The organism is Streptomyces sp. NPDC001135, from assembly GCF_053598395.1.
In genome coordinates this window covers 1-26,019 of record NZ_JBSFKD010000065.1, presented here as the reverse complement: position 1 = coordinate 26,019, position 26,019 = coordinate 1, and the positions used below count along the sequence as shown (strand labels likewise).

Sequence of the window (26,019 nt, the reverse complement as noted above, 5' to 3'; positions counted from 1 at the left end):
GTTGATTTTTGGCACGCTGTTGAGTTCTCAAGGAACGGTCGCTTCCTTTGTACTCACCCTCTCGGGCTTTCCTCCGGGCTTCCCTTCGGTGTTTCAAACTCTATCAGGGTTTTTCCGTCTCCCTGACCACCCCTCTGCGAGCATGCAGAAGCGGATCCGAAAGTAGGATCTGATGAGTTTGAGTCCTGCCGGGTGAGGGCGCTTTCACGGCCTCCGTCCCAAGCAGGAGTACGACTGTACACGGGGCCTCGAAGCCGGTGCAAATCCGTCGGGTTGGTGGTCTAGACCACTAGCTGCTAGCTTCCATACGGAACCGCCACTTCACATGACATACGCTGCTGCTCAGTGCGCAGCTCCACTCTTTGGGAGGCTTCCCATGACCACCGTGACGTCCCCTCTTGCTGGACGTGCCATCGGACTGGCAGAAGTGCCTGATCCGGTCTTCTCCGGGGCCATGGTCGGCCCGGGTACCGCGATCGACCCCGTGCGTGAGCCCTCCGAGGCAGTGGCGCCCGTCGACGGCGTGATCGTCTCCCTGCACCCGCACGCCTTCGTAGTAGTGGACGAGAGCGGGCACGGCGTACTCACCCACCTCGGCATCGACACGGTGCAGCTCAACGGCGAGGGCTTCGAGGTGCTCGTCAACAAGGGCGACACCGTGACGCGCGGGCAGGCCGTCGTGCGCTGGAACCCCGTCGCCGTCGAGGCCGCCGGCAAGTCCCCGGTCTGTCCCGTCGTCGCGCTCGAAGCCACGGCCGAGTCCCTCTCCGACCTCCGTGACAGCGGTGACGTGAAGGCCGGCGACAGCCTCTTCTCCTGGAACTGACGGCACGGCCGTCGCGGGACGGCGAACAGGACAACCACCACGGCGGCGGAACCCGCCGCACAATCGGAGACGGGTGAGATGGAGACAACGCTGCGAGGCGTCGGTGTGAGCCATGGCGTGGCCATCGGCGAGGTTCGGCACATGGGTACGGCGGTGCTGGAGCCGCCGGCCAAGCAGATCCCCACCGAGGAGGCCGAGCGGGAGCAGGGGCGGGCTCGCCAGGCAGTGGACGCCGTCGCCGCCGATCTGATGGCGCGCGGCAATCTGGCCGGCGGCGAGGCCCAGGCTGTGCTCGAGGCGCAGGCCATGATGGCCCAGGACCCCGAGCTGATGGCGGACGTGGACCGGAGGATCGCCGTCGGCAGCACGGCCGAGCGCGCGGTGTACGACGCGTTCGCGGCGTACCGGGAGCTGCTGGCCGGTGCCGGTGAGTACCTCGCCGGTCGGGTGGCCGACCTGGATGACGTGCGGAATCGTATCGTTGCCCGGCTGCTGGGCGTTCCGATGCCGGGTGTGCCGGACAGTGACGAGCCGTATGTGCTCGTGGCGCGGGACCTCGCTCCGGCCGACACCGCGCTGCTGGACCCGTCTCTGGTGCTCGGTTTCGTCACCGAGGAGGGCGGACCGACCAGTCACAGCGCGATCCTCGCGCGGGCGCTGGGTGTGCCGGCGGTCGTGGCACTGCCGGGTGCCGGCGAGCTGGCCGAGGGCACCGTGATCGCTGTCGACGGCAGCACCGGCGACATCTTCGTGAACCCGAGCGAGGAGAAGAAGGCGCAGCTGGTGGCCGCGGCCGCCGAGCGCAAGGCCGCGCTGGCCGCGTCGACCGGGCCGGGTGCGACGGCGGACGGTCACAAGGTGCCGCTGCTGGCCAACGTGGGCGGCCCGGCGGATGTGCCGGCTGCCGTGGAGGCCGGGGCCGAGGGTGTCGGTCTGTTCCGTACCGAGTTCCTGTTCCTGGACGACAGCAAGAACGCTCCTTCCGAGCAGAAGCAGGTGGAGGCCTACCGGCAGGTGCTGGAGGCGTTCCCCGAGGGTCGTGTGGTCGTGCGGGTGCTGGACGCGGGAGCGGACAAGCCGCTGGACTTCCTGACTCCGGCCGACGAGCCGAACCCCGCGCTGGGTGTGCGGGGTCTGCGGACGCTGTTGGATCACCCCGAGGTCCTGCGCACGCAGCTGACCGCGCTGGCGAAGGCCGCCGAGGGTCTGCCCGTCTACCTCGAGGTCATGGCGCCCATGGTGGCGGACCGCGCGGACGCCAGGGCGTTCGCGGACGCGTGCCGTGCGGCGGGGCTGCAGGCCAAGTTCGGCGCGATGGTGGAGATCCCGTCGGCGGCGCTGCGTGCGCGTTCGATCCTTCAGGAGGTCGAGTTCCTGTCGCTGGGGACGAACGACCTCGCGCAGTACACGTTCGCGGCCGACCGGCAGGTGGGTGCGGTGTCCCGGCTCCAGGATCCGTGGCAGCCCGCGCTGCTCGACCTGGTCGCGCTGTCCGCTGAGGCGGCCAAGGCGGAGGGCAAGAGCTGCGGCGTGTGTGGTGAGGCCGCTTCCGACCCGCTGCTGGCCTGTGTGCTGACCGGTCTGGGTGTCACCTCCTTGTCCATGGGTGCGGCGTCGATTCCTTATGTCCGGGCGACGCTGGCGAAGCACACGCTGGCGCAGTGCGAGCGGGCGGCGGCGGCGGCGCGTGCCGCGGACAGCGCCGACGAGGCGCGGAGCGCGGCTCAGGCGGTGCTGTCCGGCGAGTAGGCGTACCGGTGCATGCGAGGTGCCGGGTTCAGGGGCGTCCCGCCTTCGGGTGGGGCGCCCCTGGTGCGTTCTCCCTGTTGTCGGCGTGATCAGTGCGTGCGACGCGTCGGCGCGTTCAGTGTCGGTGGCCCGGTGCCGCGCTCTCGTCTCCGATGTCGGGGGGCTCGCAGTAGTCGACGCCGGACTCCGGGGAGATGAGGTCGCCGGTTTCGACGTCGGTGCAGTAGGCGTCGAACACTTCGGAGGCGGTGAGCGGTTCGAGGGTGCCGGCCCGCAGGCGCCAGCCGTAGACGCGGTCGTGCGTCCCCGGGGCGCTGGTGCGCAGGACGAGTCCGCCCGGGCTGCGGGTCGCGAGGCCGAGGGCGAGGACGCTGGTGAATTCCAGTGCCTCGGCCTCGTCCAGTCGGGTGGCGCCGTGGGCGTCCTGGTCGCCGTGCAGGACGGAGACCAGGGTGTCCGGTGGTCCGGAGACGCTGCACACGAGGTGGCGGTCGCCGGGTGGGGCGGTGTCGAGGATGCGGACCAGGAGGTCGGAGGCGCGGGTGAAGCCCGCCCTTCCGATGTCCTCACCGCAGGTGGGGCAGGGACCGAGTCGGGACAGCAGGGTGGTGGCGTACTCCCACGTCGCCTGCCGTACGGCTTCGTCCACCAGGGCGGGTACGAGCGTGGTGAGGGGCCGGCCGTCGTACGGGATGGTGGGGCCCGTGGCTGCGAGTTCTGCGGTGAACCGGGTCCGGCTCGAGGGGGTTTCCGGGTCGAGGCCGGTGTCCGCGCAGTACGCGGCGTAGTCCTCGGGGTCGAACAGGGCGAGGGTGGTGTGGGTGCCCTGGTCGGCGCGGGCCTTGAGGACGGCCTCGACCTGCTGGAGGTAGGTCGCGTGGTCGTCGAAGGTGAAGCTGCGGTAGCGCCGCATGGCGCGGAAGTCGTGCTCGTCGGTGAGCAGCCCGATGGTGCCGGCGATCTCGCGGCGCAGGACGCGTCGCATGGTCTGGTGGTCGGTGTGCGCCATGTTTCCCCCACAGTGCGCGGTCGATCAGTGCTCACTCACCGTAACCGGCGGCACTGACAACGGGTCGGCGCTGCGCTGCCGGACTCGGACTTCGCCGGCGTGCTGGGCGAGTCCGAGGCCACCTGTGGAGGATCAGGTCACGGGGTTCAGGCGCGCTTGCGGGCGAGTTCTTCGTAGAAGCCGAGCAGGGCGAGGTTGTCGATGGAGCCGGGGTTGACCGCTTTCTCGAGGGGGGTGCCCTGCAGGAGGCGCTTGACCGGGACCTCGATGCGCTTGCCGGTGAGGGTGTGCGGGACGCCGGGGACCTCGATGATCTCGTCGGGGACGTGGCGTGGTGAGAGCTGTTCGCGGATGGTCTGCTTGATGCGGTGCAGGAGGGCCTCGTCGAGGGCGGCCCCGGGAGCGAGGTGCACGAACAGGGGCATCCAGTAGCCGCCGTCGGGCTGCTCGATGCCGATGACCAGGGACTCCTTGATCTCGGGCAGGCGCTCGACGACCTCGTAGATGTCGGCCGATCCCATCCGCACGCCCTGCCGGTTGAGGGTGGAGTCGGAACGGCCGTGGATGATCACGGTGCCGCGCGCGGTGACCGTGATCCAGTCGCCGTGCCGCCAGACGCCGGGGTAGGTGTCGAAGTAGCTGTCGTGGTAGCGGCTGCCGTCGGGGTCGTTCCAGAAACGGATCGGCATGGACGGCATGGGGTTGGTGACGACCAGCTCGCCGACCTCGTCGATGACGGGCTTGCCGCTGGGGTCCCAGGCCTGCAGGTCGGTGCCGAGTCCGGGGGCCTGGAGCTCGCCGGTGTACACGGGGAGCGTCGGTACGCCGCCGGCGAAGCAGGAGCAGACGTCGGTGCCGCCGCTGACGGAGGCGATCCACAGGTCGTCACGGACCTCGTCGTGCAGCCAGCGGAAGCCGTCGGGCGGCAGCGGCGAGCCGGTCGTGGCGACGCACTTCACCGCGGTCAGGTCGTAGTCGCGCGCGGGGTGGACGCCGGCCTTGCGGCAGGCCATGACGTAGGCGGCGGAGGTGCCGTAGAGGGTGGCTCCGGTGCGTTCGGCGATCCGCCACTGGGCGCCGGTGTCGGGGTAGCCGGGGCTGCCGTCGTACAGGACGATCGTCGTGCCCGTGAGCAGGCCGGAGACGAGGAAGTTCCACATCATCCAGCCGGTCGAGGTGTACCAGAAGAAGCGGTCCTCGGGGCCGAGGTCGCAGTGCAGGCCGAGCTGCTTGAGGTGTTCGACGAGGATGCCGCCCTGGGACTGGACGATGGCTTTGGGCAGGCCGGTGGTGCCGGAGGAGTACAGCACCCAGAGGGGGTGGTCGAACGGGACCTGGTCGAAGACGGGCTCGGTGTTCCCGGCCGTCAGCGCCGACCATTCCAGGGCGCCCTCGGGTGCCTGGGTGCCGAGCAGCGGGATGTGGACGACGGCGCGCAGGGTGGGCAGCTCGCGGCGCAGCTCGGCGACGATCTCGCGGCGGTCGTGCTCCTTGCCGCCGTACCGGTAGCCGTCGACGGTGAACAGGACGACGGGTTCGACCTGCTGGAAGCGGTCGAGGACGCTGCGGGCGCCGAAGTCGGGGGCGCAGGAGGTCCAGACGGCGCCGACGGCGGCCGTGGCGAGGAGGGCGACGACGGCCTGCGGGATGTTGGGCAGGTAGCCGCTGACGCGGTCGCCGGGGCGTACGCCGAGGGCGCGGAGTTCGGCGGCGAGGGAGCCGACCTGGCGGCGCAGCTCGGACCAGGTCACCGGGAGCGGTTCGTGGGTTTCGTCCACGTACAGCACGGCGGGTTCGTCCGGGCGGTCGGCCGCGGCGCGCAGGGCGTGCTCGGCGTAGTTGAGGGTGGCTCCGGGGAACCACTGGGCGCCCGGCATGGTGCGGTCGCCGAGCACGCGCGCGTAGGGCGTCGTGAAGCGTACGTCGAACCACTCCGTGACGGCTTTCCAGAAGGTGTCCAGTTGGTCGACGGACCATTGGTGCAGGGCGGGGTAGCCGCCTTCGGCCGGGGCGCCGTGGTGCTCGGCGGCCCATGCCTGGAACTGGGTGATGCGGGCCTGGGCGATCCGTTCGGGATCGGGCTGCCAGAGCGGCTGGGGGTTCGCGGTCGACATGGGGTGGCTCCCGGGCTGTGCGCGTCGTGTGCGTCGGTCCGCGCACGGGCTGGGGTGTGCGCGTGACGCGGCTGACAGGGACGATGCCATGTGATCGACTTCTGCACCAGGGTGCGCCCCACATAGTCGGTGTCGTGAAGATGTGGTCCCAGCACGGGTGAACGGCAGTTGAACGACACGCGCGCGTGGGGTGCTCAGTGGCAGGGTGAGCAGCATGGACGGTCGTGACCTGGTGCGTTCGGTGAGTGTGGTCGGTTCGGGGAGGGCGGCTCAGGGATTGCGTACCGTGCGGTCCGCGTGGCGCAGGAGGCGGATCGACGCCGCAGGGCTGCCGCGGCGGGGGGCCGAGCGGGCGCGGGTCCCGGGGCAGGTGGCGAGCGTGGAGCCGGGGCCGGGTGGCGGGCTGATCCGGTTCGGCCGGTCCGAGTTGCGGATCACCGTCGCGGTGAGCGGGGCGGTGTTCTGGGGGTGGGACGGGGCCGGTCCCGAGCCCTCGTACGCGCTCGCGGGGAGCAGTCCGGAGCCTGATGCGCGGGCGGTGCTGGAACCGGACAAGGACGGTGGCTGGCGGGTGGTCGCCGAGCGCGTGACGGTCACCGTCTCGCGGCACGGTGCGGTCGAGGTGTGCACGCCCGGTGGGGTGACCCTGCGGCGGGATCTGCCGCCGCGCTGGTGGGAGCCGGTCGGCGGGGGCACGGCACGATGGATGCAGCGGTCGGAGGTGGCGGCCGACGCCCGCTTCTTCGGTCTGGGCGGCCGGGCGTCGGGGCCGCGGCTGCGGGACGGCACGTACCGGCTGTGGAACACCGATCCCGGGCGGGCGTTCGGCCCCGGCGACGATCCGCTGTATCTGACGATGCCGGTGCAGCTGGTGGTGGCCGATGCCGGCACGCATCTGGTCTTCCACGACACCACGTGGGACGGCACGGTGCTGCTGCGGGAGGGCGAGGAGGGCGCCGGGTCCGGGCACGACCGGGTGGGGCGCTGCGAGGTGCGGATGGACGGCGGTCCGCTGCGCTGCTGGGTGATGGTGGGCACCCCCGCGCGGGTGCTGCACACCTGGGCCTCGCTGACCGGGGCGCCCGCGCTGCCGCCCTCGTGGGCGCTCGGCCACCACCACGCGCGGTGGGGTTTCGGCAGCGAGCAGGAGGTGCGCCGGATCGTCGCGGGCTACCAGGACCGCGGTCTGCCGTTGGACGCCGTTCATCTGGACATCGACCACTTCGACGACCACCAGGTGTTCACCGTCGACCAGGATCGTTTTCCCAAGCTGCCGCAACTCGCGGACGAGCTGCGCCGGGACGGGATCCGGCTGGTGTCGATCGTCGATCCGGCTGTGCGGGCCGCGCCGGGCAACGCCGTGTACGACGGTGGTTCGGCCGTGGACGCGTTCGTGCGGGACGCCTCGGGGCGCGAGGTGCGGGGGGTGGTGTGGGCCGGGGAGTCGGTCTTTCCGGACTTCACGCACGCGCGCGTGCGCGCATGGTGGGGCGGGCTCTACGAGGAGCGGCTGGGGCAGGGCTTCGCGGGGTTCTGGCACGACATGAACGAGCCGACGTCGTTCAACGCCTTCGGGGAAGCGACGCTGCCGCGTTCGGCGCGGCACTCCTTCGAGGGGCGCGGGGGCGACCACCGGGAGGCGCACAACGCGTACGCGCTGTGTATGGCCCGTGCGGCTTACGAGGGGCTGCGCCGGCTGTCGCGCCAGGAGCGGCCCTTCCTGTTCTCCCGCTCGGGCTGGGCGGGGATGCAGCGCTACGGGGGCACCTGGTCCGGGGACGTGGCGACGGGCTGGCCGGGGCTGCGGGCGTCGCTGTCGCTGGTGCTGGGGCTCGGTCTGTGCGGGGTCCCGTACTCGGGCCCGGACGTGGGCGGTTACGACGGCAGTCCGTCGCCGGAGCTGTACCTCAGGTGGTTCCAGCTCGGCGCGTTTCTGCCGCTGTTCCGCACCCACGCGGGTCTGCGGGCGGGGCGCAGGGAGCCCTGGGAGTTCGGTGCCGAGGTGCTGGAGCACGCGCGCGTGGCGCTGCTCGAACGGCGGCGGCTGCTGCCGTACTTCGTGACCCTGGCGCATCTGGCGCGGCGCACCGGCGCGCCGTACGTGCGGCCGTTGTGGTGGGGGGCGCCGGAGGACCGGGCGCTGCGCGACTGCGAGGACACGTTTCTGCTCGGGGACGGTCTGCTGGTGGCTCCGGTGCTGGACCCGGGCGCCGACCGGCGGGCGGTGCAGCTGCCGCGGGGCCTCTGGTACGACACGGTGACGGAGCGGGCCTTCGAAGGGCCGGGGCAGGTCCTCGTCGAGGCGCCGCTGTCGCGGATACCGGTGTTCGCGCGCGCGGGCGCGGTCATCCCCGTACGCGGCGGCGACGGGGGCCTCGAGCTGGAGGTGTGGGCACCCGCGCGTGGCCGCACCGGAGGCGGCCTGGTCGTGCCGGACGCGGGCGACGGCTGGGACGAACCGGAGCTCGAACGCTACGTTGCCCGCTGGGCGGGCCGTGGGGTTGCGGTCACCCGGGAGCGGGAGGACGGCTCCGCCGAGCCGCCCTACCCGGTGCGGGTCCGGGGCCTGGGCTGAGCCGCCTGCCCGGCGCGAGCGCTCAGCGCCGAGACGGCCCGTCCGGCGCCGGTGCGAGGGTCTGGGATGGGCCGCCTGCCCGGCGGGACTGCTCGGCTTGGCCGGCCTGCTCGTGCCGGGGCTCAGTCGAGCCGGTTCGCCCGGGCCGGGCGAGGGGCTCGGCCGGGCCGGGGGCTCAGACGTAGCGGCCCTCGAACCAGGCCCGTACGGCCACGGTGTGCAGGGGGAAGGCGAGTTCCTCGGGCCGGCGCAGCAGTTGCCAGCCCTCTGTCTCGTTCGTGCGGTCGGCGGGCGGGAGTCCCTCCACCGGGCGCTCCGGGAGGAGTCCGAACAGCAGCAGGTGGCCGTCGGGCGAGCTCATGGCGTCGACGAGCCGTACGTCGCACGCGGCCGCGTCGATGCCGGTCTCCTCCTTGAGTTCGCGTACGACGGCCTGTTTCCAGTCCTCCCGGTCGTCGATGTAGCCGCCGGGCAGTGCCGTGCCTCCGCGCGCGGGGGCGATGGTCCGGGTGATCACGACCAGAGCCGTGCCCTTGGTGTCGTACACGGGCTGGAGCGCGATCGCGACCGGCAGCGGATTGCGGTAGGCGACGGTTCCGCACGTCGGGCAGGTGCGCGGCCAGCCGGAGACGCCCTCTCCATAGGGCGATCCGCAGCTCGAACAGTAGGAGTCCGGTGAGGAGTTGGCAGTTGAGTGCTGAGTTTCGGACACGCGCGGACTGTATCCGATCAGAAGAGGGACGTCTTCCGCCGGCGGCTCAGTGCCCGCTGATGAGCGACTTCCAGGACACGGGGAAGTCGAAGTAGGTGTCCGGATAGGGCTCGGGCTGGTAGGTGAAGTGCCACCATTCCTCGGCGAGGTTCACGAATCCGAGGCCCTCGAGGGTGTTCTTGAGCAACAGGCGGTTGGCGCGCTGTTCGCCCTGGATGCGCGGGTCGAGTGTGTGCGCGAGGGTGTCGAAGCAGTCGAATCCCGTGCCCATGTCGACAGAGTTGTCAGGGAAGCGCTCGTCTTTGGGCGCGTAGCAGGGCACGAGCGGCTCTCCGGGGTGGTAGGGCCGGGTCGGCCTCGCCGGGAGCTTCACGATCGTGAGGTCCATGGTCGAGCCGCGGCTGTGGCCGGATTTCTTCGCGATGTAACCGTCCTCGAACAGACGGGCCTTGTCGACGTTCGGGTAGAACTCGCCCTTCATCGCCTGGTCGTCGAGGTCCTCGGCCCAGCGGACGAAGTGGTTCACGGCGCGCTGCGGGCGGTAGCAGTCGTAGACCTTGAGCGTGTAGCCCTTGCGCAGCAGTTTCAGCTGGGCCCTGTGCAGGGCTCGCGCCGCCGGGCGGGTGAGGATGCAGATCGGCTGCTCGTAGCCGTCGATGCGCTCGCCGACGAAGTTGTGCGGGGTGAAGTAGCGCATCTCCTGGATGATCGTCGGATCCACGGTGGACAGGGCGACGAAGTCCTTCGGCGCTCCGGGTTCCGGGTTCGCCTGGGCGGTGGCGGAGGAGGCGGTCACGGCCAGCAGAGCGGCGAGGACGGTGACGAGACCGCGGACCGCACGGGTGAGTCGTGTCATGTTCCCTGCATCTATCAGGTTCGCGTGCCGGCCGGGAAGCGATCGGATGCGATTCCCCCGCATGTGGGGCCGGGCGGCCGGCACCGCCCCCTGCCCATTTCCGCCTGCCCGTGACACACTCCTGACACTTCGTCAGAAACGTGGTGAGGAGAAGTCTTGCCGCACACACGCACACCCGCGGTCGCCGGCTGGTTCACCGGCGAGGGGGACGACTTCCGGCTCCTGGGCACCCGCTGCTCGTCCTGCGCGACGGTGTTCTTCCCGCGCGAGGACGCGCGCTGCCGCAACCCGCACTGCGACGGCGGCTCACTGGAGGAGACACCCTTATCGCAAAGGGGGCGAATCTGGTCGTACACGGACAGTCGTTACCGCCCACCGTCACCCTATGTGAGCAACCCGGAACTTCCCTGGGAGCCGTACGCGTTGATCGCGGTGGAGCTGGCGGCCGAGCGGATCGTGGTGCTGGGGCAGGCGGGTCCCGGGATCACCGTCGCCGATCTGACGGTGGGCATGGAGGTGGAGGTCGTCCCCGGAGTGCTCCACGAGGACGCGGAGACGGCCTGGACGACCTGGCACTGGCGGCCGACGGGGGTGAGGGCGTGACGAGGGACGTGGCGGTGCTCGGCGCGGGCATGCATCCATGGGGCAAGTGGGGACGCTCCTTCGTGGAGTACGGGACGACGGCGGCCCGCGCGGCGCTGGCGGACGCCGGTGTCGACTGGTGCGACGTCGGCTCGATCGTGGGCGCGGACACGGTGCGTGGCGGTTATCCCGGGTATGTGGCGGGAGCGACGTTCGCCAAGGCCCTGGGCTGGCAGGGGGCCGCAGTCGCCAGTGTGTACGCGGCGTGCGCTTCCGGGGCGCAGGCGATCGCCGCGGCGCGGGCGCAGATCCTCGCCGGGCTCGCCGACGTCGTCCTCGTGGTCGGGGCGGACGCGGCACCCAAGGGGTTCTTCCGGCCCGCAGGCGGGGAGCGCCCCGACGATCCGGACTGGCTGCGCTTCCGCCTGCTGGGCGCGACGAATCCGACGTACTTCGGGCTGTACGCGCGGCGGCGGATGGCGTTGCACGGGGACACTCCGCAGGACTTCGCCCTGGTGAAGGTGAAGAACGCCGCCATGGGGGCGCTCAACCCGTACGCGCGCTACCGCAAGCGGGTCACCGCCGAGGAGGTCGCGGCGTCCGCGGTGGTCGCCGATCCGCTGCGGCTGCTCGACATCTGCGCCACCTCCGACGGCGGCGCGGCCCTGGTGCTCTCCAGCCTGGACTTCGCGCACCGGCACGGTGTCGCCCGGCCGGTGCGGATCCGGGCGGTGTCGACGGTGACCCCGCGCTTCCCCAACACGGTGCTGGACCTCCCCGACATCGCCACGGACTCGGCGCTCGCCGTGCAGTCCCCCGGCGGCACCTTCCGGGAGTCGATCGCCCGGGCGGCCTACGAGGAGGCGGGCACAGGCCCCGAGGACCTGTCCCTCGCCGAGGTCTACGACCTGTCCACCGCCCTGGAGCTGCAGTGGTACGAGGACCTGGGGCTGTGCGGCGAGGGCGAAGGGGCGAAGCTCCTGCGGGAGGGCGCCACGGCCCCGGGCGGCCGGACACCCGTCAACACCAGTGGCGGTCTTGCCTCGTTCGGGGAGGCGGTGCCGGCCCAGGCCATCGCCCAGGTGTGCGAGCTGACCTGGCAGTTGAGAGGCACGGCGGGCGACCGGCAGATCGCCGGGGCGCGGGTGGGGATCTCCGCCAACCAGGGGCTGTTCGGACACGGTTCGGCGGTGATCGCGGTGAGATGACGGAGGCGGCGCAAAGACGCCCTCGCGTGACAGCGGGGGCCGCGCAGGTGGTCAACGCTGCGTGATCACCCCGGAATGCTGCGTGAACGTCTCATGAACTGCGCCTGGGCGCACTCGGGCGGCGCCATCATGCTCCCGTGCACTCCTGGACGGACACTCTGCGCTTCGCCTTCCAGCCGGTGGTCAACCTCAGAACGGGAGCGGTCGCGGCACTGGAGACACTTGCCCGCCCGGAGACCGGTGACATCCTGGCCGAGGCTCGCCGGGACCCGGAACTCGACGGGAGGCTCACGGTGTTGGCGCTCCGTGCCGCGACACGCAAGGAGACCCTGCTGCCGCTGCACCTCAACGTGTTCGCGGCCACCCTCGCCGACCTCGGCGGTCTGACCCCGCTGCACGACGCCGTGCGCGCGGCCGGGCGGATGCCCTGGGAGGTGACGCTCGACGTGGTTCCGCCCTGCACGCACGTGCCGCACAAGGCCCTGCTGGAGGCGGTGGCCGCGCTGCGCGAGCAGGGGTTCCGGATCAGCGCGGACGGCGTCGGCGACGGTGACATACCCCTTCGGCTGCTCACCGACCTCTGCCCCGACCTGGTCAAGCTCGACGCCTCGCTGCTGTCCCGGCCGGCCGCGGTACGGGCGATGCGCACGCTGTGCGAGGAGTTGGGCGCGCTGGTCGCGGTGGAGGGGGTCGAGACCGAACTGCAGTGTGCGGCGGCGCTGTCGGCCGGGGCGCAGCTGGCCCAGGGCGAGCTGTTCGCTCCCCCGGCCCGGATCCCCGCCGCGGACGTATACGTTCCGCCCCGCTCCCCCGGCGCTGTCGGTGTACCCCGGTCCGGTCCGCCGTTGCGGGAGTTCGTACGCCCGGCCGCCGTACTGCCGGTGACCGCCTCGGCGGGGCAGGTGCGTGCGCTGCTGACCGGATCGCCGGAGGTGTCCGGTGTGCTGCTGGTCGACCAGGCCGGCCGGCCCGTGCGGTCGGTGCACCGCTCCCGGTTCCTGCTGTCGATGTCCGGCCGCTACGGGCACGCCCTGTACGCCGACCGGCCGGCCTTCAAGCTGGGGGACGCGCCCCGTACGGTCGGCGTCGACGCGACCGCCTGGCAGGTGCTGGACGTCGTCGCGATCGGCGGCCGGGACCGGACCTCGGACGATGTCGCGGTGGTCGACCGGCACGGGCGGTGCGTGGGGGTCGTACGGCTCGCGGACCTGGTGCGGGCGCTGGCCGAGAGTCGGGTCGAGGAGGCGGCCGGGCTCAATCCGCTGACCCGGCTGCCCGGTTCGGACACGATCACGGGCGAGGTGGACCGGTGGATCACGGACGGCCGCACCTTCGCGCTCAGCTGGCTGGACATCGACCACTTCAAGCAGGTCAACGACGGTGCCGGGTTCGCCGCGGGCGACGAGCTGATCCGGGCGGTGGGGCGCGCCCTGCAGCACGCCGTGTCGGGGCACGCACGCGTGGGGCACATCGGCGGTGACGACTTCCTGGTGCTGGCCGAGGAGGAGACGCTCGATCCGCTGGTCGCCGCCGTGCTCGACGCGCCCTGGTCGGCCGGAGACCGGCCGGTCACGCTCTCCCTCGCGACCGTCGTGTGCGCACCGGGAAGCGTGGGCGACCACCGCCAGGCCGCCGCCCACCTCGCCCCGCTGAAGAAGGCCGCCAAGGCGCTGCACGGCGCGAGCTGGGTGCTGGGACGCGCCGGGCTGCCCGGTCACGAGGTCCGGCGCGGCCAAGGGGCGGCAACGGCGCAGGCCGGGTACGTGGCCGCCGAGCCGGGGTGGTGAACGGCCGTCCCGCGCCCGTGCGTTGTGGTCCGGCGGCAACGGCAGGGCTGCCGGGTGCGTCGCTGTCACCGTCGCCGTCGACAACCTTGACGCCCCCGTGGCGCCGGTGAACACTTCCCGGTGTCAGCCGACATCGCCGTACATTCTCGGCGTTATCAGGCACTGCGCCACGGGTCTGTCCTGCTCCACGGCCCGTCACCCCCTGGCGATACGGCTGCATCGGCACGCTCGTCACGGACGCCGGGCGGGGCGCGGGGCTCCCTGCCTCCGGCTGAAGTCGCCACGCACGTTCCTGCACGGAGGCCGGGGCCGAGCGCCCCCGGCCGGCGCCAAGGGAGCCGCCATGAGCAACGGACACATCTTCGTCGGCGAGGTCATCGGCACCGCGATCCTGATCCTGTTCGGCGCGGGGGTCTGCGCCGCCGTCACTCTCCGGTACTCCAAGGCGCGGGCCGCGGGCTGGGTCGTCATCGCGTTCGGCTGGGGCTTCGGCGTCCTCGCGGGCGCGTACACCGCCGGTCCCCTCTCCGGGGGCCAGCTCAATCCCGCGGTCACCATCGGCATCGCCGTGGACACCGGCAAATGGGGCAAGGTCTGGGTGTATCTGCTGGGCGAGATCGTCGGCGCGATGCTGGGCGCCGTCCTCGCCTATCTGGTGTACCTCGCACAGTTCCAGGCCAACGTCCGCAAGGAGGGCACCACCGAGGGCACGGCCGACGAACCGGTGCCGACGCTCGGCATCTTCTCGACCATCCCGGAGATCCGGAACCCGATCGCCAACCTCATCACCGAGATCATCGCGACGATGGCCCTGGTGCTGCCCGTGCTCGCCTTCGGACTGACGAAGGGGCTCGGCGAGTCCGGCACCACGACGCTGATCGTCTCGCTGCTCGTCGTCGGTATCGGCCTCTCCCTCGGCGGGCCCACCGGCTACGCCATCAACCCGGCCCGCGACCTCGGCCCGCGCCTCGTGCACACCTTCCTGCCGATCCCGAACAAGGGCACGTCCGACTGGGGTTACGCCTGGATCCCGGTGGTCGGCCCGCTGATCGGCGGGGTGCTCGCGGGCCTCGTCTACAACGCGGCCTTCTGACCCGCCGACCACGCCGCGGCCCGCTGACCCAGCGACTGCAACGCGGCCTTCCAGCCGGCACGCCGCATGCCCAGCGACCCGACCCAGCGACCCAGGGACAGCCATGACGGACACCGCCGAGAAGTACGTCGCCGCCATCGACCAGGGCACCACGTCCAGCCGTTGCATCGTCTTCGACCACGGCGGCGCGATCGTCGCCGTCGACCAGCGCGAGCACCGCCAGATCTTCCCCAAGCCGGGCTGGGTGGAACACGACGCCACCGAGATCTGGTCCAAGGTGCAGGCCGTGGTGGCCGGAGCACTGGCCAAGGCCGGGCTGCGCGCCGACCAGCTGAGCGCGCTCGGCATCACCAACCAGCGGGAGACGACGGTCCTGTGGGACCGTGCCACCGGCAAGCCCGTGCACAACGCGATCGTCTGGCAGGACACCCGTACCGCGGCCCTGTGCGACGAGCTGGGCGGCACGGACGGCCAGGACCGCTTCCGCGAGCCGACCGGACTGCCGCTGACCAGCTACTTCTCCGGTCCCAAGGCGGCCTGGCTGCTGGACCATGTGCCCGGCCTCAGGGAGCGGGCCGAACGCGGCGAGATCGCCTTCGGAACCATCGACTCCTGGCTGATCTGGAACCTCACCGGCGGCGCCGAGGGCGGCCGGCACGTCACCGACGTCACGAACGCCGGCCGCACCATGCTGATGAACCTGGAAACACTCCAGTGGGACCCCGCCATCCTGTCCGCCATGAACGTGCCCGAGGCGGTCCTGCCCGAGATCCGGTCCTCCGCCGAGGTGTACGGCACGGCGGTCGGACAGCTCGCCGGTGTGCCCGTGGCCTCCGCGCTGGGCGACCAGCAGGCCGCCGTCTTCGGGCAGGCCTGCTACGACGTGGGCAGCGCGAAGAACACGTACGGCACCGGGAGTTTCCTGCTGCTGAACACCGGGAACCGGCCGGTGCCGTCCAAGAGCGGGCTGCTGACGACGATGGGCTACAAGATCGGCGGGGAGGCGCCGGTGTACTGCCTGGAGGGGTCCATCGCGATCACCGGCGCGCTGGTCCAGTGGTTCCGCGACCAGCTCGGGATCATCCGCAGCGCCGACGAGATCGAGACACTGGCGGCGAGCGTCGAGGACAACGGCGGCGCCTACATCGTGCCCGCGTTCTCCGGCCTGTTCGCGCCCTACTGGCGCTCCGACGCGCGCGGTGTGGTCACCGGTCTCACGCGGTACGTCACGAAGGCGCACCTCGCGCGTGCGGTGCTGGAGGCGACGAGCTGGCAGACCCGGGAGGTCGTGGACGCCATGTACCAGGACTCCGGGGTACGGATCAACACGCTGAAGGTCGACGGCGGCATGACGCAGAACAACCTGCTCATGCAGCACCAGGCGGACGTCCTCGGCGTGCCGGTGGTCCGGCCCCGGGTGTCGGAGACGACCTGTCTGGGCGCCGCCTACGCGGCCGGTCTGGCGACAGGCGTGTGGAACGGCCTGGACGAGCTGAAGTCGCACTGGCAGCGGGACGCGGAGTGGACGCCGGCGATGGAGCCGTCGGTGCGCGACCGCGAGTACCGCAACTGGCGCCGGGCCGTGGAGAAGAGCTTCGGCTGGCTGGAGGAGGACGCGAAGGACGCGTAGGAGGGGCGGGCGAGATCACCGCACGCGCGCGTGCGGCGCGTCCCGCGTTCGCCGTCGTATCGCGCGCGCAGGCGCACCTCACCGGACCACGGCCCGTACCCCGGTCGGCGGGGGTACGGGCCGTGCCCGTCGGCCGGCCGAGGGCGGACCGACGGCGGTCAGCCGAGGGCGGCCTGGCGGCGGTCAGCCGAGGGCGGCCTGGCGGCGGTCGGCGGCGTATTCCATCGCGTGCTGGACGACTCCGATGAGCACGTCCTTGACCGATTCCCGGTCACGCGCGTCGCACAGCAGGACCGGTACGCCCTCGTCCAGGTCGAGGGCCTGCCGGACGGCCTCGGCCGGGTAGCGGGCAGCTCCCGCGAAGCAGTTGACGCCGACGAGGAAGGGGATGGAACGCCGCTCGAAGTAGTCCACGGCGGCGAAGCAGTCCTCCAGACGCCGTGTGTCGGCCAGGACGACGGCGCCGAGCGCGCCCTCGGACAGTTCGTCCCACATGAACCAGAACCGTTCCTGCCCGGGCGTGCCGAAGAGGTACAGCACCAGGTCCTCGCGCAGGGTGATACGGCCGAAGTCCATGGCCACGGTGGTGGTGTGCTTGCCCTCCACCCCGCTGGTGTCGTCGACCGGGCGCCCGGCCTCGGTGAGCAGTTCCTCGGTGCGCAGCGGCCTGATCTCGCTGACCGCGCCGACGAGGGTCGTCTTGCCCACTCCGAAGCCACCGGCCACGAGGATCTTGAGCGTGACCGGCTCGACGGGGGGCTTGCCGCGCTCAGAACGCCCGAAGATCATCGGTCTCTTCTCCCGCTTGGTTCCTGCTTGATGGGGGTCGGGCGACGGCCGGCCGTGGCCGCCGCCCAGGGCATCCGCCGGCGGCAACCGATTCCGGTACGCCGCCTGCGTCGCGTACGCCGCCCGGACCGGCGTCGGCCGAGCCTGCCGGGACGAGGCCGGTGGCCGTACGACCGGACCGCCGCACCCGGCCGGCGCCGCCACCGCTCCCCCGTGGGGCCCGTCCCCCGGCGACGCTTCCCCGTGGGACGGCGAACTCCTCGGGCCTGACCGGCAGCGGCCGTGCCGGGACTGCGGGTCCGTGCGGCGAGTGCCGGCCTGTCACCTCAGCACTCCGTTTCCGTGCCGGTCACAGCGCCCGGAGGCCGTTGATCACGTCGCGCAGGATGCTCTCGTCCGGCAGCTCGGCCGGGGGCACCGGACGCGTGACATGGACGAGTTCCGTGTGCACGAGGTCGCCGATGAGGACGCGCACCACACCGACCGGCAGGTCGAGTTCGGCGGCGAGTTCGGCGACCGACTGCGGTTCGTCGCGGCAGAGCCCGACGATCTCCACGTGCTCGGGCGACAGCGTCGGATCCGTTTCCGGGTCGCCCGCGTCGGACTCCGTGACGACCACCGCGATCAGGTCCAGCCGGTGCTGGGCGGGACTCGTGGTGCGGCCGCGCGTCATGGCGTACGGACGGACGACCGGTCCGGCCTCGTCGTCGAACCAGTGGTTTCTTCCCTGATCGTCTCCGCTCATGTCATCCCACTACCCGCCTGCGGGCAGATCGGTGCGCGGAGCGGTGCCCAGATGCACGCCGACCCGCTTGACCAGGAGCGTCATCTCGTAGGCGACCTGCCCGACGTCGGAGTCGGCGTCCGAGAGGACGGCCAGGCAGCTGCCGTCACCGGCGGCGGTGACGAACAGGAAGGCGTCGTCCAGTTCGACCACCGTCTGCCGGACACTGCCCGCGTCGAAGTGACGGCCCACGCCCTTGGCAAGGCTGTGGAACCCGGAGGCGACGGCGGCCAGATGCTCGCTGTCCTCCCTGGCCAGGTCCTTGGACACACCCGTGGGCAGCCCGTCGCCGGACAGGACGACGGCCTTGCGGATGCTGGCGACCCGGTCGACCAGGTCGTCCAGGAGCCAGTTCAGCTCCCCGTTGTTCGTCGCCGTGTGGCCGGTCGCCTTCGGTGCGGTCATCGACCGTCCCCCTTAGTCGTTCCTTGTGCTGTGCCGTTGTGGGCGCCGTCGCCCGTGGCGTTCTCCCGCCGGCCGCGCTGCCAGCCACGCTGGAGCGAGGCCATCCGACTGCGTACCTCTTCGGCGTCGCGGTCGGCGGGCTGCGCCGCGCGTTCGGCGCGCCGCGCGGTGTCCTGCTTGAGCTGGGGGGCCAGGCTGGCCTGGCGGACCCGCCGGGGCAGGGACCCGGTGGCCGGTTCGGGGGCCACCGCGGCGCCCGAACCGGTGACCTCGGGGCCGTCGGCGGAGGAGACGCCGCCGGTGCCGGGGACACCACTCGTCCCGGTAACACCGCTGGTGCCGGTCGGCGGGAACGTGTCCCTGGTGGGCAGTGCCTCGCGGCCGGACCGGGCATCACCCGGCCCGGGCTCTTCGGCGGAAGGCTCGGCTGGTCCATCACCTGCACGGAACCTCTCGCCGGCCGGCTCGCCAGAACCACGGAAACGGTTCGGCTGTCCGGCAAGCTCGGCAGCGCCACCAGCGAAACGGCCCTGCTCAGCAACAGACTCCGCCCCGTCACCGCCGAAACGGCCCTGGCCACCGGCGAACTCGGCCCCGCCACCAGCAACACCGCCCTGGCCACCGGCGAACCCGGCCCGGTCACCACCGAAACGGCCCTGCTCAGCGACAGGCTCCGCCCCGTCACCGCCGAAACGGCCCTGGCCACCGGCGAACCCGGCCCGGTCACCACCGAAACGGCCCTGCTCAGCGACAGGCTCCGCCCCGCCACCGTCGAAGCCGGCGTGCTCACCAGCGGCTTCGGTGTCGCGGCCGAAACGGGCCCGATCAGCGGCAGGCTGGGCCGGACCCTCGTCCGACCGGTCCATGGCGGCCCGATCCGGCCAGCCCGCGGCGCCGCCATCCGACCGACCCGGGACATCCCCACCCGGCCAGCCTGCGGCGCCATCCGACCGACCTCGGACATCCCCACCCGGCCAGCCCGCGGCGGCGCCGCCCGACCGGCCCGTGACCGCCTCGTCCGGCCGACCCGTGCCGCCACCGTCCGACCGACCCGCGGCATCCGTGCCGACCCCACTGGGTGACGCGGGCCGGGTGCGGCGGGGCAGGGCGGGGACGTCGGGGGTCGCGGCGGTGCCGTCGGCGGGAGCCGTGCCGCGTTCCTGGGCGCGGTCGGTGAGTTCGGCGGGGCGGCGGGAGGCCGTGGTGCGCCGGCGTGCGGGCAGCGGAGCCAGTCCGCCCGTGTCGGGGCGGCCGGAAGCCGCGGAGGGCTGCTGCTCCGGTTCGTCGCGGCGGGTCCGCTGGCCGGTGACGGGCTTGCCGTGCGAGCTGACCAGTTTGGGGGTCTGCCGGCGCGGCAGCGGGATGGGCCCGCGTTCCTCGGCCTCCTCGCGCGGTGCACGGTCGGACGCGGAGGGCGCCTCCTCTTCGGCGCGGGAGCGGGAGCGGCGGGGAAGGAACAGCCCGCCGCGCTCGCTGTCCTCGTCGGCCAGGACGCCCGGGAAGTCGTCGATGGCGTCGAGATCGACGGGCGCCTCCAGCTCGACGGGGCCGTCCAGCAGCGAGGTCGGCAGGCCGGGCAGCTGTGCCGGCACCGCGGACCGCCCGCCGGCCCGGCCCCCCGCCTGCCCGATGCTCTTCTGCTGGCGGTCCCGGTCGAGGCGGAAGCCGATGCCGTTGGTGTCCGGTACGTCGTCACTCAGCAGCGCGTCGGGGATGAAGACGACCGCGGTGGTGCCGCCGTAGGGCGACGGCTGGAGCGAGACCCGGACGTTCTGGCGCTGGGCGAGGCGGCTGACCACGAACAGTCCGAGCCGGTCGGTGTCGGACAGTTCGAACTCGGGGGTCTCGGCGAGGCGCAGGTTGGCGTCCAGCAGTGCCTCGGCCGTCATGCCGAGACCCCGGTCGTGGATCTCCAGGGTGAAGCCGTTGGCGACCCGCTCGCCGACGACCTGTACGGCGGTGTGCGGGGGCGAGAAGACCGTGGCGTTTTCCAGGAGTTCGGCCACGAGGTGGGTGAGGTCGGCGACGGCCGGGCCGGTGACGGCGACCCGGGGCAGCCGCCGTACCTCGATGCGTTCGTAGTCCTCGACCTCGGCGACCGCGGCCCGCACGACGTCCATCAGCTGCACCGGGCGGCGCCACTGCCGGGAGGGTGCGGCGCCGGAGAGGATCACCAGGCCCTCGGCGTGCCGCCGCATGCGGGTGGTGAGGTGGTCCAGGCGGAAGAGGTCGGCGAGTTCGTCGGTGTCCTCGGTGCGGCGTTCCATGGTGTCGAGCAGGGTCAGCTGCTTGTGCAGCAGCACCTGGCTGCGGCGGGCGAGGTTGACGAAGACCTCGGAGACGCCGGACCGCAGTTCGGCCTGTTTGACGGCGGCCTCGACGGCGGCGCGCTGGAGGGTGTTGAGAGCCTGGCCGACCTCGCCCATCTCGTTCTTGTCGTACTCCAGGCGTGGCACTTCCGTCTCGACGTCGATCTGTTCGCCGACGGACAGGCGGCGCATCACGCTGGGCAGCCGGACACCGGAGGCCTCGTGCGCCTCCAGGCGCAGCTGGCGCAGGTCGCGGATCAGGCCGCGGCCGACCCGGACCGACAGGACGACGGAGAGCACCAGCGCGACCAGACCGAGGAGGCCCGCGACGGCCGCCTGCAGCATCACGCCGACGGCCACGGGGCGCGTACGGTCCTGGAAGCGGTCGCCCGCCTGGTCGTCGAGGGTGCCGAGGTCGTCCAGCACGCTCGCCGCCGCGGAGTCCCAGCTCTGGGCCGTGACACCGTGCGGAGTGCCGGAGTCCGCGCCGAGGGCGGTCTGTTCGGCCCTGCGCAGCGGGGCGGTGGTGGCGTTCTTCCAGAAGCGTTCGTAGCGTTCGCGTTCGGCGGCGGGCAGCAGCGGGAGGCTGACGTCGTACAGGACGGTGCGCTGGGCGACGAGGTCGGAGACGTCGCGGGTCTCGGCGCGCGTGAGCTTGCCGACGACCAGGGAGGAGCCGAGCAGGGCGTCCTCGCGGGAGAGCAGCTCGCGGGCGCGGCTGATGTTGACCATCGCGCGGGCCTGGGCGTCCAGGTCGACGTCGTCGATGCCTTCGAGGGCACCGAGCAGCGTGAAGCAGGGGTCGACGAGGCGGTTGTACTGGTTCAGCGCCTGAGCACGGGTGACGGTGCCCGCCTCGACGCTGCGGCGCAGGGAGTCGAGGCCGCCGAGGGCGTCGAGGACGGCGGTGAGGCGTTCGCTGTCGTCCGTGTCCATGGCGTCGAGGACGTCATGGTCACCGGCGTTCTTCCGGATCTTGGCGATGGCTCGGTCGGTGGCGGCGCGGGTGCGCTGGAGCCCGGTGAGGGCGTCGGCGGCCCGCGGGTCGGCGAGGTAGACGAGGGTCTGGCGGCGTTCCTGCTGGAGGACGCGGACGGTGTCCTCGGCGGGGTAGCCGATGTCCTCCTTGACGTCCGACACGTGGAACAGCCGGGCGACTTCGCGCCCTGTGAGTACCGTGGTGAAGCCCCAGATGGCGGTCAGGGACACCAGCGGCACGAGAAGCAGCGCCACGATCTTCCGGCGGATCGACTTCCCGCGAAAGCGCATGGCCTCCCCCAGCTCGACCCCCGCGGGCCGGGGGTGCACATGTGCGTCAACAAACGGCGCGAGCCTACTACCGCCCCACAGTTAACTCGAAGACATGTCCGGAGGGTGAACTTCCGATTCGGCCGCGAGACATGGCGAGTTGTCCGGGCATTGCGGGAGATTGCCACCGCGATCCGGTATCCGCGCCCGGCTTGGTCGTGATGTCGTGGCCGGGCGGTTGGCTTGTTTTTTTCGCTGATGGGGAATCTTCTCGCGATCTCGTTCGTCTTCTCTACGGGAAATGGGGGCGGAATGGGCCACAGGAGCCGCATCCCGCACCCCGGCGGCGTAAAACTGCGCAAGCCGGGCAGCCACTGGGGGAGCCGGAGTCTTGTGACACCGGGGGCAAGCGGTCTGCTGGCGGTGGGGAGTGACACGGTGATGGGCACGGCGGAGCGGCGCGAAGCGCCCGAGGAGAGCGTGGCGGGGCGCTCGGCGGCGCGGCGGCGTCCGGAGGCGCCGGATCGCGACATTCCGGTGCGTGGGCGCGCTGCGGAGTACGTCGGTGAACACGAGCCGGACTACCGGCCGTTGTGGGTCGAGGAGCCCGCCCGACGGCACCCGCTGCCGGATCCGGTGCGTACGGCCGCGGTGCGTGCGGTCCTGATCATGGCGGTGACGCTGATCCAGGCGATGGTGGCGTTCCTGTGCACGGTGGCCGGATCCTGGCTGGCGTTCCCCATGGTGATCAGCAGCGTGGCGAGCACGGTGGTGGCCACCTGGGCCGTGGTCGACGTGTGGGTGACCCGCCAGGTGTGGAGCCAGCGGTACGGCGTGGTCTCCGAACCGAGCAGCACGGCCCGGGCGCTTCGCCGCGAGCGGCGCGCCCGCCGACGCGAGGAGCGCGCGGCCCTGCGTGAGCAGGAGCGGATACGCCGGCGGGGCGGCACCGGCCAGTTGTCGCATCCCTGAGCGGGAGCGGCCGAGGCCGGGCGCGGTGCCGGCCGGGCGTGACGAGGGCTGGGCGCGAGCGGAACGCGACTCCGCCGGGACGTGACCCCGGCGGGTGGTGGCCGGGCTGGGCGAGAGCGGACAGGCGGAACGCGACCCGCGTTGAGCGCGAGCGGGGCGAGACTAAGCCGGGACGTGACCCGGGCTGGGCGCGAGCGGAACGCGACTCCGCCGGGACGTGACCCCGGCGGGTGGTGGCCGGGCTGGGCGCGAGCCGGGGGTGACTCGCGCCGGAGGGCTCCGGCCCACCGTCACAGCACCGCCGGTGCGCCCCGTTCCCGCTCCTCCCGCTGGAGTTCGCGGCGGGCGCGCATGAAGGCGCGCGGCCGGTCCACTCCGAGGACGGCGACGGTACGGCCGTCCCGCTCGTAGTGGGCGAGGAAACCGGCCTCGCCTGGACCGTCGTCGGTGATCTCGCCCTCGGTGACGCGGACGGTGTCACCGCCGCGGTGCCGCCCCGCGAACTGCAGCCGGGAGCCGTACTGGTCGGACCAGAAGTAGGGCACCGTGCGCACCGTTTCCACGGTGCGGCCGGCGAGCAGGTTGGTCACCGCGACGCGGGGTTGCTCGGTGGCGGAGGTCCAGTGCTCGGCCCGGCTCCCGCCCACGCGCGCGACGTCCCCGACGGCGACCACCTGGGGCAGGGCCGTCGCACAGCCGTCGTCGCACAGCACACCGTCGTGAAGGGCGAGCGTCGAGCCCACCAGCCAGGAGGTGTTGGGCGTGGCACCGATGCCCACGATCACGAGGTCGGCGGGGAGTGTGCGGCCGTCGGTGAGGCCGACACCGGTGACGGTGGCGGTGCCGCGCAGGCCGGCCACGCCGGTTCCGGTGATCAGCTCCACCCCGCGGCGTCGGTGCAGGGCGGCGCACACGGCGGCCATCCCGGCGCCGAGCTGGGGCACCAGCGGCAGCGGTGCGGCCTCGACCACCGTGACCTCGTGCCCCAGGCCTGCACACGAGGAGGCGGTTTCGGCACCGATGAAGCCGCCGCCGATGACGACGACCCGGCGGGGTCCGCGGTCGAGGTCGGCGCGCAGGGCGCGGGCGTCGTCCAGGGTGCGCAGGGTGTGCACCCCGGCGAGACTCTCACCGTCGATCCGGCGGGCGGCGGCACCGGTGGCGATGACGACGGCGTCGGTGGAGACCGTACGGCCGTCCTCGAGAAGGACGGTGCGACCGCGTGTGTCGAGCCCGCGGGCGCGGATGCCGAGCAGCCACTCGGCGTCGAGTGCGGCGGTGTCGTCGGCGTCGGTGAGGGCGAGATGATCCTCGTCGGTACGGCCGGTGAGGAAGTCCTTGGACAGGGGAGGCCGGTCGTAGGGGAGGTGGGGTTCCTCACCGACGATCACCAGTCGGCCGTCGAAGCCCTGGGCGCGCAGTTCCCGGGCCGCGTAGAGCCCGGAGAGGGAGGCGCCGACGATGGTCACGGTCTTCATACGGCACGGCTCCTCGCGGGGGCGGCGGGGTGGTCGGTACGGGCCGGGGCGTCAGCGGAGGGACGGCGCACGGGGGTCCTGCGGGTGCGCCACGGAGCGACGGGGCGGAGTACGGGCCGGGTCCGACTCCGGGTCCGGGCGGTGCGGCAGCGGCGGCCGGACGAGGTGTCGCTGCCGCCGTGACGATCGTCGGCGGTGCCGACGCCGCCGGGGCGGCTGGGGACGGTGCTCAGGCGGTCCCACCGGCCCTCGGCGGTGTTCATGCGATCAAGCCTCGCCCGGGAGGGATTCGGTCGGCCCCGCCGGCCGCGGGCACCCCGCATACGGCCGGGCCGGCCCTGGGCGGTGTTCATGCGGCCGTGCCCTCCTCCGCGGTGAGGTGGACGTGGATGACGCCGTCCTCGACGGTGACGCGGTGGGTGCGGACGGCGCGACGGGCGGGCAGACAGGTCGGTTCGCCGGTGCGCAGGTCGAAGGACGCGGCGTGCAGCGGGCATTCGACCAGGCAGCCCTCCAGCCAGCCCTCGGAGAGGGACGCGTCCTGGTGGGTGCAGGTGTCGTCGATGGCGTAGAGCCCGCCGTCTTCGGTGCGGAACACGGCGATGGGCGGTGTGGTCTCGACGCGGACGGACTCGCCCTCGGGGAGGTCTTCGAGGCGGCAGACGGGAATCACGGGCCCCCCTCTCGGTCCGGGACACTCGGTCCGGGACTGCTCGATGCAGGCGTCAGGGATGCAGCCGGGGGTACGGACCGCGGTGGTCCGGCCCGGTTGCGGTAAGGGATACGGCGGCAAGGCGATGCCGGACGTCTGGGTCCGGATCGTCCGGCACCCTTCCGGGATCCGGACGCTTCGGTAACATGATGTTTCGTATGGCGCACGCTTTAGCGCTATGCGCAACAGAATCCGCGCGGGACGACCGCCGCGTCAAGGGCTTCCCGCAGATGCGGCCCGAACCGGGCCCACAGGTGGTGAGAGTTGAGCCATGACCCCCACGCAGAAGCAGTCTGACCGCAGCGAGGAGACCACGGAGAACCGACGAGGCCAGGAGAGGCACAGCGGCCGCGGCGCGGTCAGCGCGGTGCAGTCGGTGGACCGCGCCGTGAGTGTGCTGGAGATCCTCGCCCGGCACGGCGAGGCCGGCGTCACCGAGATCGCCGAGGAGCTGGACGTGCACAAGTCCACGGCCTTCCGGCTGCTCGGCGTCCTGGAGAACCGCGGCCTGGTGGCCCAGGCGAAGGACCGCGGCAAGTACTACCTCGGGGCCGGCGTGCTGCGCCTGGCGGGGGCGGCGGCGGTGCGGCTGGACATTTCCCAGGAGGGCGTCCCGGTCTGCCGCGAGGTCGCCGACGAACTGGGCGAGACGGTGAACATCGCCGTGCTCGACGACGACGCGGCGGTCAACATCATGCAGGCCCGCGGCACCGCCTCGGTCACGGCGCAGAACTGGCTCGGCAGACGCACCCCGCTGCACGCCACCTCCAGCGGCAAGGTGCTGCTCGCGCACATGCCGCCCACGCTGCGCGAGGGCCTGCTGGCCCGCTCGTTGCCGCGGTTCACCGACCGGACGATCACCGCGGCGGGGATGCTGCGCGCCGAGTTGGAGGCCGTGGTCGAACAGGGCTATGGCGTCACGATCGAGGAGCTGGAGCTCGGGCTCGCCGCCGTCGCGGCACCGGTGCGTGCGCACGACGGCAAGGTGATCGCCGCGATCAGTGTCTCGGGGCCGGTGTACCGGCTCAATTCGGACCGGCTGCCGGAGGTGGCGAAGCGGACGGTGGCGGCCGGCGCCGAGCTGTCGCGCCGTATGGGCTACGGCTTCTGAAGGACCTGCAGCAGACGGTCACGGCGGCGCGGGACCGGGACGTCCCCTCGCCCAGATCTTGTTCTGGCCG

At 72.2% G+C, this 26,019-nt stretch carries 20 protein-coding genes; 10 read left to right on the top strand and 10 right to left on the bottom strand.

Annotated elements, in window-relative coordinates:
- Positions 1 to 376 precede the first annotated feature (376 nt).
- Both ACWC94_RS41440 and ptsP read left to right on the top strand, forming a co-directional pair.
- Positions 377 to 826: a PTS sugar transporter subunit IIA gene (locus ACWC94_RS41440; RefSeq protein ID WP_450802848.1), complete on the top strand. Its 450-nt coding sequence runs from the start codon at positions 377 to 379 to the stop codon at positions 824 to 826.
- A gap of 78 nt (positions 827 to 904) precedes the next feature.
- Positions 905 to 2,575 carry a phosphoenolpyruvate--protein phosphotransferase gene (gene ptsP / locus ACWC94_RS41435; RefSeq protein ID WP_450802847.1) on the top strand — a complete coding sequence of 557 codons (1,671 nt, stop codon included), beginning with the start codon at positions 905 to 907 and terminating at the stop codon, positions 2,573 to 2,575.
- Positions 2,576 to 2,690: 115 nt separating this feature from the next.
- Here ptsP and ACWC94_RS41430 read toward each other — a convergent pair whose 3' ends face one another.
- Positions 2,691 to 3,584 carry a hypothetical protein gene (locus ACWC94_RS41430; RefSeq protein ID WP_450802845.1) on the bottom strand — a complete coding sequence of 298 codons (894 nt, stop codon included), beginning with the start codon at positions 3,582 to 3,584 and terminating at the stop codon, positions 2,691 to 2,693.
- A gap of 146 nt (positions 3,585 to 3,730) precedes the next feature.
- The gene (locus tag ACWC94_RS41425; protein ID WP_450802843.1) at positions 3,731 to 5,698 is read right to left on the bottom strand and encodes an acetoacetate--CoA ligase; all 1,968 of its coding nucleotides are present in this window, start codon (positions 5,696 to 5,698) and stop codon (positions 3,731 to 3,733) included.
- Positions 5,699 to 5,912: 214 nt separating this feature from the next.
- Here ACWC94_RS41425 and ACWC94_RS41420 point away from each other — a divergent pair, with 214 nt between their 5' ends.
- Positions 5,913 to 8,273, top strand: a complete 2,361-nt coding sequence (locus ACWC94_RS41420) for a glycoside hydrolase family 31 protein (RefSeq protein ID WP_450802841.1) — start codon at positions 5,913 to 5,915, stop codon at positions 8,271 to 8,273.
- 175 nt (positions 8,274 to 8,448) lie between these two features.
- Here the strand turns inward: ACWC94_RS41420 and ACWC94_RS41415 are convergent, their stop codons facing one another.
- Both ACWC94_RS41415 and ACWC94_RS41410 read right to left on the bottom strand, forming a co-directional pair.
- Positions 8,449 to 8,985, bottom strand: coding sequence for an NUDIX domain-containing protein (locus ACWC94_RS41415; RefSeq protein WP_450802839.1), 537 nt, complete (start codon positions 8,983 to 8,985; stop codon positions 8,449 to 8,451).
- Positions 8,986 to 9,031: 46 nt separating this feature from the next.
- Positions 9,032 to 9,841, bottom strand: a complete 810-nt coding sequence (locus tag ACWC94_RS41410) for a M15 family metallopeptidase (RefSeq protein WP_450802838.1) — start codon at positions 9,839 to 9,841, stop codon at positions 9,032 to 9,034.
- 156 nt (positions 9,842 to 9,997) lie between these two features.
- Here ACWC94_RS41410 and ACWC94_RS41405 point away from each other — a divergent pair, with 156 nt between their 5' ends.
- The 5 genes from ACWC94_RS41405 (at position 9,998) to glpK (ending at position 16,141) form a co-directional block, all read left to right on the top strand.
- The gene (locus ACWC94_RS41405) at positions 9,998 to 10,444 is read left to right on the top strand and encodes a Zn-ribbon domain-containing OB-fold protein (RefSeq protein ID WP_450802836.1); all 447 of its coding nucleotides are present in this window, start codon (positions 9,998 to 10,000) and stop codon (positions 10,442 to 10,444) included.
- Positions 10,441 to 11,631 carry a lipid-transfer protein gene (locus ACWC94_RS41400; RefSeq protein WP_450802835.1) on the top strand — a complete coding sequence of 397 codons (1,191 nt, stop codon included), beginning with the start codon at positions 10,441 to 10,443 and terminating at the stop codon, positions 11,629 to 11,631. The genes ACWC94_RS41405 and ACWC94_RS41400 overlap by 4 nt, the downstream gene beginning before the upstream one ends.
- A 137-nt stretch (positions 11,632 to 11,768) precedes the next feature.
- Positions 11,769 to 13,418, top strand: a complete 1,650-nt coding sequence (locus ACWC94_RS41395; RefSeq protein WP_450802834.1) for an EAL domain-containing protein — start codon at positions 11,769 to 11,771, stop codon at positions 13,416 to 13,418.
- A gap of 343 nt (positions 13,419 to 13,761) precedes the next feature.
- On the top strand, positions 13,762 to 14,511 hold the full coding sequence (locus ACWC94_RS41390; RefSeq protein WP_450802832.1) for an MIP/aquaporin family protein: 750 nt from the start codon (positions 13,762 to 13,764) through the stop codon (positions 14,509 to 14,511).
- A 103-nt stretch (positions 14,512 to 14,614) separates the two neighbouring features.
- Positions 14,615 to 16,141, top strand: a complete 1,527-nt coding sequence (gene glpK, locus ACWC94_RS41385) for a glycerol kinase GlpK (protein WP_450802830.1) — start codon at positions 14,615 to 14,617, stop codon at positions 16,139 to 16,141.
- Positions 16,142 to 16,324: 183 nt separating this feature from the next.
- Here glpK and ACWC94_RS41380 read toward each other — a convergent pair whose 3' ends face one another.
- From ACWC94_RS41380 to ACWC94_RS41365, 4 genes are all read right to left on the bottom strand, one after another.
- Complete coding sequence (locus ACWC94_RS41380; protein WP_450802828.1) at positions 16,325 to 16,930, bottom strand: GTP-binding protein; 606 nt, start codon at positions 16,928 to 16,930, stop codon at positions 16,325 to 16,327.
- 349 nt (positions 16,931 to 17,279) lie between these two features.
- Complete coding sequence (locus ACWC94_RS41375; RefSeq protein ID WP_450802827.1) at positions 17,280 to 17,675, bottom strand: DUF742 domain-containing protein; 396 nt, start codon at positions 17,673 to 17,675, stop codon at positions 17,280 to 17,282.
- A 9-nt stretch (positions 17,676 to 17,684) separates the two neighbouring features.
- The gene (locus tag ACWC94_RS41370; RefSeq protein ID WP_450802825.1) at positions 17,685 to 18,119 is read right to left on the bottom strand and encodes a roadblock/LC7 domain-containing protein; all 435 of its coding nucleotides are present in this window, start codon (positions 18,117 to 18,119) and stop codon (positions 17,685 to 17,687) included.
- A complete protein-coding gene (locus ACWC94_RS41365; RefSeq protein WP_450802823.1) occupies positions 18,116 to 21,697 on the bottom strand; it encodes a nitrate- and nitrite sensing domain-containing protein in 3,582 nt (1,193 codons plus the stop codon). Before ACWC94_RS41365 ends, ACWC94_RS41370 begins: the two co-directional genes overlap by 4 nt.
- 420 nt (positions 21,698 to 22,117) lie before the next feature.
- Here ACWC94_RS41365 and ACWC94_RS41360 point away from each other — a divergent pair, with 420 nt between their 5' ends.
- Positions 22,118 to 22,648 (top strand): hypothetical protein, encoded by a 531-nt coding sequence (locus tag ACWC94_RS41360; protein ID WP_450802849.1) that lies wholly within the window; start codon positions 22,118 to 22,120, stop codon positions 22,646 to 22,648.
- Positions 22,649 to 22,938: 290 nt separating this feature from the next.
- On the opposite strand, the gene ACWC94_RS41355 is transcribed toward ACWC94_RS41360, so the two are convergent.
- Together ACWC94_RS41355 and ACWC94_RS41350 are read right to left on the bottom strand one after the other, a co-directional pair.
- Complete coding sequence (locus ACWC94_RS41355; RefSeq protein WP_450802822.1) at positions 22,939 to 24,126, bottom strand: NAD(P)/FAD-dependent oxidoreductase; 1,188 nt, start codon at positions 24,124 to 24,126, stop codon at positions 22,939 to 22,941.
- A 349-nt stretch (positions 24,127 to 24,475) separates the two neighbouring features.
- A complete protein-coding gene (locus ACWC94_RS41350) occupies positions 24,476 to 24,799 on the bottom strand; it encodes a bifunctional 3-phenylpropionate/cinnamic acid dioxygenase ferredoxin subunit (RefSeq protein WP_450802820.1) in 324 nt (107 codons plus the stop codon).
- A 310-nt stretch (positions 24,800 to 25,109) separates the two neighbouring features.
- Here ACWC94_RS41350 and ACWC94_RS41345 point away from each other — a divergent pair, with 310 nt between their 5' ends.
- A complete protein-coding gene (locus ACWC94_RS41345) occupies positions 25,110 to 25,949 on the top strand; it encodes an IclR family transcriptional regulator (RefSeq protein WP_450802819.1) in 840 nt (279 codons plus the stop codon).
- Positions 25,950 to 26,019: the final 70 nt, after the last annotated feature.